Consider the following 13,574-nt stretch of genomic DNA (forward strand, 5'->3'; position numbering starts at 1 on the left):
TCTTTATCTTAATCATTAACTTAATCACTCACTAACTTATATAGTTTAGCAAAAGATAGTTATTTAAACAATCTTTTCCCAAAGATAAAGTATAGAAGCAGCTCATGACTGTTCATCTTTAAATAGATGACTCACCTATTAGCGGCTAGCTTATCATAAACAAGTAACCATACTAAACTAATATAAAAGCAAATAAAAAAAATAGGGCTCCCTAATATCAAAAACCAATCCAGTAAACGAACATTCATACTATAAAAAAGCTCGCCAATAAAAAACGCAGCTGAGAATAATACTAGTTTTTCATTTAATTGTTTGGTATAAAAAGAGACCATCATGATCAGCAGAATACTTGTGATGGCATACTCATTAAAAAAGAGCCATATTGGACTAGTAATTAATAAATAACGAGTACCGACAAAACTTAAAATTAAACCACACAATATAAAAAGCTGTGTTACTCGAAGTCGTTTTTTAAGCAAGATAAATAAAATCAAGATCAAACAATAGAAAAATGGTAACGATACATCTAAGTTCCCTAAAGACATGTAATGATTAATTAAAATGATATTTAATAAAAGTAACACGATGATCGCTGCCCTAATCCTACTTGATTTTGGTTTGAAAAAGGTGAAATAAGAAATGGCTAACCAACTGATCCAATAGAAGAACATACGGTTCACCCCCATACCATTATTATGGCTTGAAAGAGGTGAGACTAAACGCTAATTATGATAAGCTTTTAGTTTTGCAGAGAATCCATCTCGTTAGGTACAGATAAGATTCAAGGGAAATTGGGGATATATATCATATTTATACGAAATAAGCTATTTATAGCAAGTAAACGATTAAACATGTTACCTATGTAAAGAGACTCTGTTTAAATGATAGGTATTAGAAACGATCAGCTTTGCTACATGCTTTGATCTGGTTGCACTTATTATTAATAACAATGAAAAGCAAGTAGAGAATATATTTTCCCTACTTGCTCCATAGATCAATAAAAAATATTCGATCAGGCTATCTATTTCTTGAATTGATCAAGTTGGTCGCCAATCATATCACTTAAAGAGAAACCAGCATCATCATCTTCTTTTTTATACGATTTTAATTCTTGTTGATTCTGCTCTTCTTCAACTTCTTTGATACTCAATGAAATTCGTTTTTCAGCCTGATTAACATCTAATACTTTAGCTTTAACAGTCTGTCCAACTTCCAGTACTTCCTGTGGTGTACCAATGTGTTCTGTTGAAATTTGAGATATATGAACCAAACCCTCTACTTGAGGTAATACTTCCACAAATGCACCGAAATGGACAAGGCGCTTAACTGTACCTTCCACAACACTACCAGTTGAAATTTGATCTTCAACAGCTTCCCATGGTCCAGGTAGAGTTGCTTTAACGGATAAGGAAATACGCTCTGTTTCTGGATTAACCGATAGAACCTTAACTTTAATTGTCTCGCCCTCACTTACTACATCACTTGCCTGTTCTACATGGTCATGTGAGAGTTGGGAAATATGGACCAAACCATCAATTCCACCTAAATCAACAAATACACCAAAATCAGTTAATCTTGCGACTTTTCCTTCAATTTCTTGACCTTCTTGTAAATTTTCCAGAAGCCCTTGCTTCTTAACCGCTTCTTCTTCTTCAACTACTGCTCTATGCGATAGGATAACACGGTTTTTAGAACGGTCTAACTCAACGACTTTTAAGGTTAATAAACGATCCTGATAATCAGAAAAATCATCAACAAAATAGGTCTCAACTAGTGAAGCAGGGATAAAGCCACGTAACCCCACATCCACGACTAAACCACCTTTAACGATTTCTTTAACAGGGGCTTCAAATACTTCACCAGAAGCAAGTTTTTCTTCTAAGTCTAACCAAGCCTGTTCAGTGTCTACAGCTTGCTTAGATAAAATAATTTCATCATCAGATATTTTCTTTATTTTTAAAGTTAACTCATCATTAATAGAAACAACTTCTCCAGCCGAGTCAATGTGTAGACTAGATAACTCACTAATTGGAACAATCCCGTCGGTCTTCCATCCAATATCAACGAGTACTTGTTTATCTTCTACTTTTACGACTTTCCCAGTTACGATTTCGCCAATCGCCAATTCTTTAAAATCTGATACTTCTTTATTCATTTCATCCATCAAATAAGAGCCTCCTTCAATTTGCGACAAGAAATAAACTATTCCTTTTCTAAGTTCTAACATTTCAGAACATTTGTCAAGTCTTAAGGTTTAATTTTAACTATTATTTTCTAACAACACTTTAATCGCTTCCATAATGGTTTCAGTAGCATCCTTTGCCGAAGCCTTTGTGTTACGAAGCTCTGTCATATTAACTGGTGAACCATAGATGATTTTAAGTTTTTTTCCTATTTTATAAGGCCCGATAATAGCACAAGGCACAACGACAGCATCAGATCTTAAAGCAAAAAAACCAATGCCTGTTAGACCTTTTCCAAGTTTCCCTGACTTACTTCGTGTCCCTTCAGGAAATAATCCCAATACCTTATTATCTTTTAGTAATTGAAGAGCTTGGCGTAGAGCTGCTCGATCACTCATTCCTCGTTTAATTGGGAAAGCATTGAGACTTCTAAGTAACTTACTTAACCACTTTTTCTCAAACAATTCTTCTTTTGCTAAAAAATGCAGATCACGTGGCGATGATCCTCCTACGACTGGTGGATCTAAATTTGAAATATGATTAGAACAAATGATGACAGGGCCATTTTTCGGAATGTTTTCCTTGCCAATGACCTCCATCCGATAAAGGGGCTTTAGCGTATACCAGACAATATTTTTAGCAACATGGTAAAAACCCAATTAGACCCCTCCTTTTTGCTCAATTATACTAAGAATCTTAGCTGTAACTTGATCGATATCTAAGGAGGTTGTATCCACCTCAATTGCATCCTCTGCTTTAACCAATGGCGACACATCACGCTCAGAGTCTAGTTTGTCACGTTCGGCAATTTCGTGCTCAAGCTGGATTAGGCTTGTTTTAAAGCCCTTCTTCATATTTTCTTTGTAGCGACGTTCAGCACGCTCAGCCACAGAGGCAACTAAAAAAATCTTTATTTCTGCATCTGGTATGACATGGGAGCCGATATCACGGCCATCCATGACTACTGCTCTTTTTTCAGCTAATGCTCGTTGTCGTCGTACCATTTCTTCCCTTACTAGTCGATGTCTTGCCACTTGTGAAACGCTATTTGTAACGGATTGACTTCTAATTGGATCGGTTACATCCTTTCCATCTACTAACACTCTTTGCCCTTTTTCCCCTTGTACTAATTCAATTGTCGTTTTAATCAATAATGAGTATAGCGACTGTTCGTCATTTAAGTCTATGTTTCTATTAATGGCTTGATATGTGAGAGCCCGGTACATCGCTCCCGTATCTATATAAACATAACCTAGCTTTTGGGCTATTTTTTTTGCTACCGTGCTTTTCCCTGCTGCCGCTGGTCCATCAATAGCAATTGCTAACTTTGTTGTTTCCATTTACTTCGCCCTTTCATTACTTCATAACCATAATCAAATACGCCTTAGTAGCATATTTGCGCCCCCAGCTTTTATCGTGCTTTAACTCGGTCAATGCCCTCTAAACTCTATCGCATTCGCTGGAGGCTTTAACTTTATTCAACAGTTTGTAACCTCCACTAAATGGAATTCATTATAGCACGGGAGACTTCAGCTGAAATGAAGTTAAAGCTTATTATAGTTTTTGTCTCAGTTTACGTTGTTTATCAAAGCAATATTGAATAATTTGTTCACGTTCACGTTCATTAATATGAGTAAACTTTAGTGATAACAAAGACGTTTGTGGATCAGGCTTTTGAGGTTGTATCCGTACAGCTTCAACATTTGTATGTAAATAGTATTGATCCCTTTTATGACTTGGTAATACCATGACACTATCCAACACCATACCCGGCTTTATGGGATGATCCTCAGGTATAATGACGGCCATCCCCCCTCCGCTAATATTTGTCGTTATGGTTGTCAATGTCTCAAATAGGTTGTCAGGATGGGTAAGGGATATATCTAACTGTGCGCTGACTCGAACATATTCTCGCCTTTGTACCCTTATAAGTTTACTCTGATCGAAATGTAAAAGCAACATTGGGATGTTATTTTTTTTTCTCCCTTTTACAACTGTCTTAAACTGATAAACCGCATGATCGCTACCGACAAAATAGGCAATAAGTACTGTTCCATTTGGAAAAAAATCAGTCCGACTCGTAGTCGTGTGAATCGGGTAATCTATATATATGGTGTCTTCATTAAATTCTACAATTCGACAACGATAATTCATTAATTCATGCTCATCTTCTTTATATTCTAAGGTTAAAGTTGTTCCTATTTTAAACATTAACAAACCCCTCACCTTCTATTAATTCTATTCATATTATGGCAGATATGAGGATGTCGAGCAAGAAAAAACACCTACACCTTAATCGTATAGATCTCAGGTAGTAGGTGTTTAGTATGTGGTAAAGGTGTGATTAGTCTGTTAAAACACGCTTATCCCAGCGTCTTTCAACATCTTGCAAAAGCTCAACTGATACTTCATACCCTGTGGAAGCATCAATAAAAATCCGATAAGTGTCATTATTTAGTGTACCAAAGAAAGCATAGGTTAAGACTTCATTTCCTTCTGGGTCCTCGACAATCGCTAAGTGCTGATCTTCAATAGTCAACGACTGATTAACTTTATCCTTTGCTTCCTCTAAAGTCAATTCCGGTTCTTCAATTTCTCGGGTATTGTGATGACGATAATAGTCTGTTGCACTAAAGCCGACAATATCGCCATTATCTAATCCAACCTTAACCATCACTTTATCAGGGTAAACCCAAATGTCATCTTGGGTGCCAATATACTGAAAAAGGCCAGTGTTATCATATTGACTTGACTGTAATAAAATCACTTGATCAAAACCCTGATCTTCTAATAAATCTTCAGCATGTTGTTGGGCTTCATTTAAACCAATCGTCGCATCAGATAATTCACGATTAATCATATACGAAAGAACATGACCACCCTTTTCGGTAATTTCTACATAGCCCTGCTCGTCATCTGTGGAAAACGAACCACTATATGTTTGTAGTTGGGCACCATCACCACTCTTTTGAAGATCAATTTCTATATCATCAGGAAGTTCAAATTGATCTTTAATCAGTTGAATTGCTTCTTCTTCAGTGATCGGGTCGCCTGTCAAATAAGCAAACTTATGCTGTTGATTAGGTAAGTTTGTTGATAAATTTTGAAAATGTGTTTCGGTAAAACCGTTAGCATGGTCCTCAACTTTAGTAAAACCATCAATAATAGGGCTTTGCTCTACTTCAGAGGAAGCTAGGGCTAACTCGACATCTACCCAACGAAGTTGATCATTTAAGACCGTATGCTGTACCGTTCTCAGCTCCTCACGAATATCATTTGAAGACTGATACAAGGCTGTTAACTTTTCAATCTCTTCATCAGATAAAGGCTCATCTTCAAGATTTCGTACCGCTACATCATAACTAAAATCACCGATTTCCGCTAAAAAATTTTCTGTTTTGCTAAATGGTAACAAAACAAGCGGGAGCTGGCTGACATCTGTTTGGGCTTGAGAGGTTAAGCGCCAAATTTCAAGCAGTTGCGGTGATAATTGCTCTTTTGTATTTAACGCTAAGGTCGTTCCGATCTTATCATGTAACAAATCTAAATGATAGGTTAAATCATGAAAAGCGCGTTGATAATTGTTTTCAGCTTGAACCATTAATGTTTCTCTTTGCTCATTTTGGTTATACCCCCATATCCCCGTACCAATCAAGCCAACTGAGAGTAGACCAATGAGTATCCATCGTGCCATTGTTTATCACTCCTTTTCTACATACAAAAAATATGTTTACCTATTCGTTTAATTTGAGGACGTGACCAAATCCAGTCAGATGTCGCTGTATCTGGATTAAAATAATATAGAGCTTCTCCGGTAGGGTCCCATCCATTTATGGCATCTAATACCGCTCGGCGTGCTGTCTCATCAGGTTCTAGATAAATTTGACCATCGGCCACTGCCGTAAAAGCTAATGGTTCAAAGATAACGCTCGAAGCTGTATTAGGAAAAGTTGTGCTTTGAATCCGATTTAAAATCACCGCGGCTACAGCCACTTGTCCTTCATAAGGTTCGCCACGCGCCTCGCCATAGACAGCTTGTGCCATTAATTGAATATCATTTTGAGAGAAACCATTCGGGACATTTGTAGATGTAGGTTCGATCGCTTGATCTTGATCAGCTTGCTGTTGATCTGTTGGAGCTTGATTCTGACTTGGCTCACCTTCCGTTTGATTCGTCTCATTAGGTTTTTTCTTTACTTGATCTTCTTTATTCATGCCTCCATAATAAGTAAACTTACGACCAGCTTCTAGATTTTTACGAATGAAGTCTTTGTCATACTCGCTAGCTTGAACCAGCTTTTCTTTTACTTGATCACCAGCTAAACCATCAATCTCCATACCAAATTCATATTGAAAGTGTCGTAAAGCCCAATACGTTCCCCAACCGAATACCCCATCAATTTGACTATTATAAAACCCTAAATATTGTAACCGTGCTTGTAATTCAACGACGTCCTCGCCAGTGGCACCGTGCTGAATAACCTGTGGACTAAATGCATTAATTTCATTATGGCTAGCAATGCCTATAAAGGAAAATAGAATAGCCAAAGATAAGCTTTTTATCATCAGTGTTTTCATATATTCGCCTCCTAAATCCATGATAAATGTCTTTTGCTAGGTAGTTTCTAATAAAACAACTATTTTATACATTGAATAAAGTGAAACTTTGTTCAGTGTGGATTAAGTACACATAGGATGTGATGGTGCAGACGTAGCGACACGACATCGCGAACATAGTCAGCTTCCTCTCTCCCCCCACTGATCGTTAATTGAACCAATCGGGCCGTTACTGGTTGTAATAAATAAAAACAAGCATGCATCCATGTTTCAAAATTGCTTAGAATATCATATAATAAGCAAAAGCACCTTTTTTAAAATATGAATCGTTATCACACTTACTTTAAGGGGGTAATTAGCATGCGGTTAGAGAGATTATCATCAAATCAATTTAAAATTTTCTTAACTTTTGATGATCTAATTGAACGTGGACTTACGGAAGAAATGCTTTGGCGGGATTTGCCATCCATGCAAGCTCTATTTCACGATATGATGTTTGAAGCGAGTGACGAATTAGATATCGAGTTATCTGGAGTTTTATCAGTGCAAGTATATATGCTTCAAGCACAAGGCATGTTAATTATCGTTACACAAGAACATATTGACCAGGAAGACGAAGATGACTTCATTGAAATGCAGGTTACACTTGATGAAAGTGACGCTTTACTCTATGTATTTGATGACTTTGAAGATATCATCCAGCTCGCGCATACATTAGGTCGCTTAGAGATCGATTCAGGAGCTGTTTATTATTTTGAAAATAACTACTATGTGTATTTTACTGATGATCTGTTAAATGACATAAACCAGGAGGATATTATCGCTCTACTTTCGGAGTACTCAGAAGCTAGTGTTCTATCCCCTGCACGCCTAATGGAATATGGTCAATTGATTATTGAAGAACAAGCCATGTTTGCCCTTCGCCAAATGTTTGCTTAACATTAGCTAACTCTATGGTTGTCCGTCGTTAATTGCAAATGGATCGGATTTTCAGCGCATGGAGCAGAAAATAATGGTAGTGATATTTTAGAAACAGTGCGTAGCAGAATAACAAGCCAACAATGATTTGAGTTGTTGATGACTTGGTAAAGGTAAAGATAAAGATCGAGTAGTTCCAAGAATACTACTCGATCTTTTTTATTATCAACAGATACTTAGTTTCGATTTTTTTACTGTAGGGACTATAGGTAGAGCCTACGGTAACTAGTGGTTCTAAAAATCTCCTTCTTCGCATTTCGTCAAAAATTAGGCTGAAGTAATTCAATAAAGTGTAACTTCGTTCAGCGATCTGGCAGGGAGTGACAAAAAATAAGTGGAGAACCTTACCTGAACAGATTAGTGTCCTCTAACATATTTTACTGCTCCAGGACAGCTTCAATCTTTTCTATTTGATAACCCGCTTCCAATAATGCTAATAGCTTAATCCTTGCCTTAGGCCCAGACAGACGTTTGGCAAAAATAACACCTTTCTCTTTTAGTTGTTTACCACCGCCAGGATAACCATACGTCGGTTGAACAACACCTAAAAAGCTACGGGATACTAAGACAACAGGAATCCCGTCTAAAATTAATTGTTCAATAGGTTCCACCAACCAAGGTGGTAAATTTCCTTGACCAAACCCTTCAATAACTAATCCATTGGGCTGCATTTGAATAATTGCGTCAATTAATGCTCGATCCATTCCACTATAGCATTTAACAAGTGGAACACATCCCGTAACCGTGTTAAACGGTATCTTTTCAGATTTGATCCATTTATGATAAAAGTAAACCTCTTGCTTCGTTAATAAACCAATTGGACCAAACTGTGGACTTTGAAACGTGGCCACATTACTTGCTGATGTTTTAGTCACATAAGCAGCTGTGTGAATTTCGTCATTCATTACAACTAAAACACCTTTATCTATTGCTGATGACTCACCGGCTACCCGCACAGCACTAATTAAATTATATAAACCATCTGAACCAATCTCATTACTTGAACGCATTGCTCCAGTTATCACAATTGGCTTATCAAGATCTAAATATAAATCAAGAAAATAAGCCGTTTCTTCTAATGTATCCGTCCCATGTGTAACAACGACACCATCATATTGCGATTCATTTATGATATTTTCAATATACTGACCAAGCTCAAGCATGTGACTAACGGTTATATGTGGAGATGGTAAATCAAATAAAAAATGTTCCTCAATCGAAGCGATTTGATTAAGCTGAGCCAATTCTTTACTTAGGGGATGGTACTCTGTTGGTACAACAGCACCGGTTTTTACATCTTCTGACATAGCAATAGTGCCACCCGTATGAATAATAGCGATTGTTTTCATCTAAATCCCACCTCATTAACGATAAAAATACATAAGTATTGCTTAAGAGATAAATAAAAAGGTCGCTAAGCCTTTAACTTACCCTTTTTATCACTTGTGAATGACAAAATACGTGATCTTTTAAATAGTTTTAAGCAATCCTGACGAAATGACGTTTAATTTGTACTAATCCAAAAGAAAAACGCTAATTAATCATTAGCGCATTCTTTAATACTTAAAATTTTAAAACCAGAATGTTCCAACTTTTGTTTAATTTTTTTCTGATTAATGGCTGGACTTACTTTTACGATGATTCGACGTATTAACCGATCTGCTTCATCAAAGGTCGTTAGCGAGATAATGTCTGCACGAACTTGTTTTAAGATGTCAGTTAGCTGATTAAGACGACCAGATTCATCAGCAGTAGCAAGGGCTAGGCGTATACCCGATCGATTCATCCCAAATGTACTTTTAAATCTTTCCAAGACGTCAAATCGTGTCACAATCCCTTTGAAATGACGATGTTCATCTACTACCGCAATTATCGCGAATTGTTTAAAGGTAGTCAAGGTTTGCTCAAACACTTCATCTTCATAAATATATAAATCTGAATGATTGACAACATCTTGAACCGTCGTTACTGTTAAAAACACATCCTTATCCTGATCTTGAAGAAAATATGCTCGATAAATATCTTGCTTTCCCAGCATACCCAAATATTCCCTTTCATTACTCAGAACCGGCATTGCTTCAATATCCATCTTTTCAAGCTTTGTCAGAGCGGACTTTAAGGAATCGGTTGGCAGGCATACATGACAAGCATAACTAGGTACCATAATGCTTCTAACAAACATATCTGATCACCTCAATCTATAACATCACACTTATTTTATGCTTTGACTTATCGCATCAGTACTGGATAACTAATCGATTCGTATATTCGGTAAAAATAAGCGTTCGTTAGCTTCAAAGCGATCTGTTGGAGAGATAGTTAAATCATTTAATTGTTTTAATAAAGGTAATACTTGTTCATTTTGGTAAAATCGTGACATCACGCTTTCCAAAGTATCATCTTCCTGTGTAATATAATAGCGACCAGTTATAGAGGTCAATTCTGGTTCACTCGGATCTAACTGGAATTTCCTTGTCACTTCCTCAGATAATGTATCGCTTAACCTGACAATGTGAACAGAATCTCCAACTTGATTCGTGGTCCGCACTTGAGAAAACAATTCATTCTGCAGGAAGTAATCACCCCAATAATTAAAGGTTAAAATTAAGATAACAATCAGAATAAAAAATACGACAAGTAAGCGAATAAGTGAATAGCTTACTTTCCATCTCACCTTCGCAGATTGAGCATCATGCACCTCACTTCTAGGTGGCAGGTTTAATACATCTAATTCCTGATCTTCTGGATCATACGCTTCATTTTCATCCTGTATTTGAACTTCATTTTGAATAGAAGCTACTTGCTGCCGTAATAAATTAGCCTGATCATCATGTTGTTCACTCACGTGGAACACCTCCTTTAATAGGTCGATTATCATTAGATTAGGTTTTATTCTAACTGTCTATATTTAAAAGGTAAAATAAGTTCTTTAAGGTCGTCCTTCCAACTTTCTTTCGCTAATTTATTTCCAGCCATATTAGCCTCACTCGGGGGTATCCATTGATCAATCGAAAAACCACATTGATCACAGCAAAGCGATTCCAGCTTTGATACGGGCGTGGAGAAGCTTTGATAGAGCTGATCACGACGACAATGATCAGTATTTAGCCACCTGACAAGTTCGTCTAACTTTTTCATTTTATATCGGTTTCGCTGTTTGATTTTTTTAATCAATTCTTTTTTGACATGAAACAAGTTCTTGTGTTCAACAAATTGGTTATGCTCGATTATTTGCTTATTGATCAGATAGTTTTTTAAAAATCGCCATTGCGTCTCTGTCACTTGTAATTGAATCATCCAATCCTCATCTTTAATAGGTAAGGGTTGTATGCTTAAATCTAGGCTACTTAAATAGCTAAACATCCGATCTACTACAGCTTCCTTTGGTAGTTCTGAATCGATTAAGCGTTCAGGTAAACGGTGCTCATAAGGTGTAGCGAGGGTAATACTTACAGAACTCAATTGATCACGACCAGCACGACCAATTTCTTGAATAAATGACTCAATCTGTGTTGGCAAATGGTAATGGATGATTAGCCTTATATTAGGCTTGTCTACTCCCATTCCAAACGCACTCGTACAGCAAACAATATCAAGCTGATCCTCCATAAACTGCTGTTGAATTAACTGCCTTTCAGTAGAATCAAGGTCACCGTGGTAATAAGCTACATTAAGATGCAGAAATTGTTTATGAAGCATAATTGCTACGCGTTGAGCTTCCTTCTTACTAGAAAAATATATTAAAGAGGGTAGCTGAAATTTTTCGAACAAATCGATTAAATAGCGATCTTTTTGATTAGGATCGGCTAGATGTTCAACGATGAACGCGATATTACTACGATCCATCGGATAAATATGCTTAGAAAATTTAACAGCAGGCAGCTGATTGATGATGTCCTGCTGAACATCTGGAGTAGCTGTTGCCGTTAGAGCGAGCGTTGTTGGCTTATTGAAATGTTCAATGATCTGATTTAACTTTAAATAATCCGGTCTAAACTCATGGCCCCATTGTGATATACAGTGTGCTTCATCAATAACAAATAAATCGATCTGAAGCTTCTGCAATTTATCAAGAATCACTTGATTCTGCAACATTTCTGGAGATAAGTAAATAAGCTTGTACTGAGAAAGTCGGCTAAGAATCATTTGCCGCTCTTGTTCTGTATTAAAGCTATTAATGGCTACTGCTATATGATGTCCTTGACGCTTTAATTGCTTTACCTGATCCTCCATTAATGATAATAATGGCGAAACAACGATCACTGTTCCTTGAGTTATTAGGGCAGGTAGTTGATAACATAAGGACTTCCCAGCACCTGTAGGCAATGTTGCTAATACACTCTTCCCCTCTATTATATCATTAATAATTTCTTTTTGTCCTAATCTGAAAGTCTTATGGTTAAAGTATAAGTGTAGTATATCTTCTAATTGTTGCACTTAGACTTCATTTCCTTTCTTCTTATCTTTATCGTAACGCGCTAGTACTAATCTAATTTGAAAATAACTAAATTGATGGTTGAGAAAGGCTTTGATCGACGATAACTTGTGATCTTGAATCACCTTGATTGCTTCTAATATTTGTCCAATCGATTTTTCGTCAATAAATGCTGATAGTTGAAACGCTGGATCAGCATAAACAATCTCAACGATATGATCTTCAACCGTACTTGGTCTTAATCCCCGTCGTGAAGCGATATTATCTTTTGACCAGCCATGTTTAAGCATTTGATAGGTTTTTTGGGCAGAAGCGGTCATAAAGCCAACGTTTGTGGAAAACGGGTAATCAGTTAATGGATAAAATAACTCAAGATGGTGTTGGTCTATATGGAAAAGTAAGTGCTGGAAAATGGCCATTAATCTTATTTCAATATCATGAATGGAGCAGTTGTTTTGCCAAGCTAATTGTTGAATAGTTGCACCGATCCGTTGGTAAGCTGTTATTCGTTTAACAAACAGTTCAGCCGAGTAACTATCGAGTGTGATCAGAAATCCATTTAAGCTGTCGTATAATTGGATTAACCATTCCTTTAGTTGATAACGATTTTGTTGATAATGTGATTTGATCCAGTTTTGCACCGAATAGTCATCTATAATTGGGTCAAAATTTCTATTATTTACAGACAGATGGGTATAGGTTTGAATGGCGAGATAAATTCGTTTCATAAATAAAGGGACAGCTCTCGCATAATTTCCACCATGTAAATAATGAAGCGGGAATGATTGACTGTATTTATTAAGGAAAGAATGGGATTTACCTGTTAAATAGACCAGATTTTCCGCTGTAACTTTAATCCAATCCTTTTCAATTAACTGGACTATGCCATGATTAAAATCAGCGCGACTTAAGGTTGGATAACAGGCAAAATACTCGCTTAATTGATAGAGGTTACCATCCTGAATGGTTTGAGCAGATCTTCTTCCCTGTAACAAATGATAAATGGCAGCCGGACTCCTTTGCCCCTCAATCCGCTGCAGACCATGTAAGATTAAATAGTAAAACATCGTATTCGCTCTCTTCTTCTTTTCTCTTTATCGCAGTGTAACTGACTGAGGCTGCGATTACTCGCCCCATCGAAGGGCTTTTGTAAGCCTCCCACTACAAGAAATAAGGGGACACGTTATGTCTAAGTGGGAGATCCAACAGCAGTAACAGCCCGATTGGTTCAACGAACGTTCAGTGGGGAGAGAGGAAGCTGACTAAGTTCGCCACGTCGTGTCGCAACGTCTGCACGAGCACATCCTATGCGTCGAAACCCCCACTGAACGAAGTTTCACTTTATCATCATATCAATCTCTTAACAAAAATGCTATCTTGCTAAATTAAATGACAAACTTTAAAATAGAGTAGACATTATT

At 36.9% G+C, this 13,574-nt stretch carries 13 protein-coding genes; 1 reads left to right on the forward strand and 12 read right to left on the reverse strand.

Annotated elements, in window-relative coordinates:
- Nucleotides 1-131: 131 nt before the first annotated feature.
- The 7 genes from ASE01S_RS00590 to sleB all read right to left on the reverse strand — a co-directional run bounded on the left by ASE01S_RS00590 (nucleotide 132) and on the right by sleB (nucleotide 6,761).
- Nucleotides 132-671: a YphA family membrane protein gene (locus ASE01S_RS00590; protein WP_067836567.1), complete on the reverse strand. Its 540-nt coding sequence runs from the start codon at nucleotides 669-671 to the stop codon at nucleotides 132-134.
- A gap of 350 nt (nucleotides 672-1,021) precedes the next feature.
- The gene (rpsA, locus tag ASE01S_RS00595; RefSeq protein WP_067836571.1) at nucleotides 1,022-2,164 is read right to left on the reverse strand and encodes a 30S ribosomal protein S1; all 1,143 of its coding nucleotides are present in this window, start codon (nucleotides 2,162-2,164) and stop codon (nucleotides 1,022-1,024) included.
- 96 nt (nucleotides 2,165-2,260) lie between these two features.
- Nucleotides 2,261-2,842 carry a lysophospholipid acyltransferase family protein gene (locus ASE01S_RS00600; RefSeq protein WP_245630300.1) on the reverse strand — a complete coding sequence of 194 codons (582 nt, stop codon included), beginning with the start codon at nucleotides 2,840-2,842 and terminating at the stop codon, nucleotides 2,261-2,263.
- Complete coding sequence (gene cmk / locus ASE01S_RS00605; protein ID WP_067836574.1) at nucleotides 2,843-3,523, reverse strand: (d)CMP kinase; 681 nt, start codon at nucleotides 3,521-3,523, stop codon at nucleotides 2,843-2,845.
- Nucleotides 3,524-3,737: 214 nt separating this feature from the next.
- A complete protein-coding gene (locus tag ASE01S_RS00610; RefSeq protein WP_067836578.1) occupies nucleotides 3,738-4,394 on the reverse strand; it encodes a flagellar brake protein in 657 nt (218 codons plus the stop codon).
- Nucleotides 4,395-4,527: 133 nt separating this feature from the next.
- The gene (ypeB, locus tag ASE01S_RS00615; RefSeq protein ID WP_067836581.1) at nucleotides 4,528-5,877 is read right to left on the reverse strand and encodes a germination protein YpeB; all 1,350 of its coding nucleotides are present in this window, start codon (nucleotides 5,875-5,877) and stop codon (nucleotides 4,528-4,530) included.
- A 17-nt stretch (nucleotides 5,878-5,894) separates the two neighbouring features.
- Nucleotides 5,895-6,761 (reverse strand): spore cortex-lytic enzyme, encoded by an 867-nt coding sequence (sleB, locus tag ASE01S_RS00620; RefSeq protein ID WP_067836585.1) that lies wholly within the window; start codon nucleotides 6,759-6,761, stop codon nucleotides 5,895-5,897.
- A gap of 339 nt (nucleotides 6,762-7,100) precedes the next feature.
- Between sleB and ASE01S_RS00625 the strand changes: the two genes are divergently transcribed.
- Nucleotides 7,101-7,679, forward strand: coding sequence for a genetic competence negative regulator (locus tag ASE01S_RS00625; protein WP_067836588.1), 579 nt, complete (start codon nucleotides 7,101-7,103; stop codon nucleotides 7,677-7,679).
- Between the two features lie 416 nt (nucleotides 7,680-8,095).
- Here ASE01S_RS00625 and ASE01S_RS00630 read toward each other — a convergent pair whose 3' ends face one another.
- The 5 genes from ASE01S_RS00630 to ASE01S_RS00650 form a co-directional block, all read right to left on the reverse strand.
- Nucleotides 8,096-9,067 (reverse strand): asparaginase, encoded by a 972-nt coding sequence (locus tag ASE01S_RS00630; protein WP_067836593.1) that lies wholly within the window; start codon nucleotides 9,065-9,067, stop codon nucleotides 8,096-8,098.
- A 188-nt stretch (nucleotides 9,068-9,255) separates the two neighbouring features.
- Entirely contained in the window at nucleotides 9,256-9,900 is a 645-nt protein-coding gene (locus ASE01S_RS00635; RefSeq protein ID WP_067836598.1) for a CBS domain-containing protein, read from the reverse strand.
- 69 nt (nucleotides 9,901-9,969) lie between these two features.
- On the reverse strand, nucleotides 9,970-10,563 hold the full coding sequence (locus ASE01S_RS00640; protein ID WP_067836601.1) for a hypothetical protein: 594 nt from the start codon (nucleotides 10,561-10,563) through the stop codon (nucleotides 9,970-9,972).
- 44 nt (nucleotides 10,564-10,607) lie between these two features.
- A complete protein-coding gene (locus ASE01S_RS00645; protein ID WP_067836604.1) occupies nucleotides 10,608-12,155 on the reverse strand; it encodes a RecQ family ATP-dependent DNA helicase in 1,548 nt (515 codons plus the stop codon).
- A complete protein-coding gene (locus ASE01S_RS00650) occupies nucleotides 12,156-13,220 on the reverse strand; it encodes a YpbB family protein (protein WP_067836607.1) in 1,065 nt (354 codons plus the stop codon).
- Nucleotides 13,221-13,574 lie beyond the last annotated feature (354 nt).

Origin of the sequence: Amphibacillus sediminis NBRC 103570, from assembly GCF_001552275.1 — a bacterium.
Lineage (GTDB): Bacteria > Bacillota > Bacilli > Bacillales > Amphibacillaceae > Amphibacillus_B > Amphibacillus_B sediminis.

Bases quoted from the DNA above. Each gene is read 5' to 3' on its own strand.
- ASE01S_RS00625 (WP_067836588.1), top strand. From the start codon at position 7,101: ATGCGGTTAGAGAGATTATCATCAAATCAATTTAAAATTTTCTTAACT.
- ASE01S_RS00635 (WP_067836598.1), bottom strand. From the start codon at position 9,900: ATGTTTGTTAGAAGCATTATGGTACCTAGTTATGCTTGTCATGTATGC.
- ypeB (WP_067836581.1), bottom strand. From the start codon at position 5,877: ATGGCACGATGGATACTCATTGGTCTACTCTCAGTTGGCTTGATTGGT.
- sleB (WP_067836585.1), bottom strand. From the start codon at position 6,761: ATGAAAACACTGATGATAAAAAGCTTATCTTTGGCTATTCTATTTTCC.
- ASE01S_RS00590 (WP_067836567.1), bottom strand. From the start codon at position 671: ATGTTCTTCTATTGGATCAGTTGGTTAGCCATTTCTTATTTCACCTTT.
- cmk (WP_067836574.1), bottom strand. From the start codon at position 3,523: ATGGAAACAACAAAGTTAGCAATTGCTATTGATGGACCAGCGGCAGCA.
- ASE01S_RS00630 (WP_067836593.1), bottom strand. From the start codon at position 9,067: ATGAAAACAATCGCTATTATTCATACGGGTGGCACTATTGCTATGTCA.
- ASE01S_RS00610 (WP_067836578.1), bottom strand. From the start codon at position 4,394: ATGTTTAAAATAGGAACAACTTTAACCTTAGAATATAAAGAAGATGAG.
- rpsA (WP_067836571.1), bottom strand. From the start codon at position 2,164: ATGGATGAAATGAATAAAGAAGTATCAGATTTTAAAGAATTGGCGATT.
- ASE01S_RS00650 (WP_067836607.1), bottom strand. From the start codon at position 13,220: ATGTTTTACTATTTAATCTTACATGGTCTGCAGCGGATTGAGGGGCAA.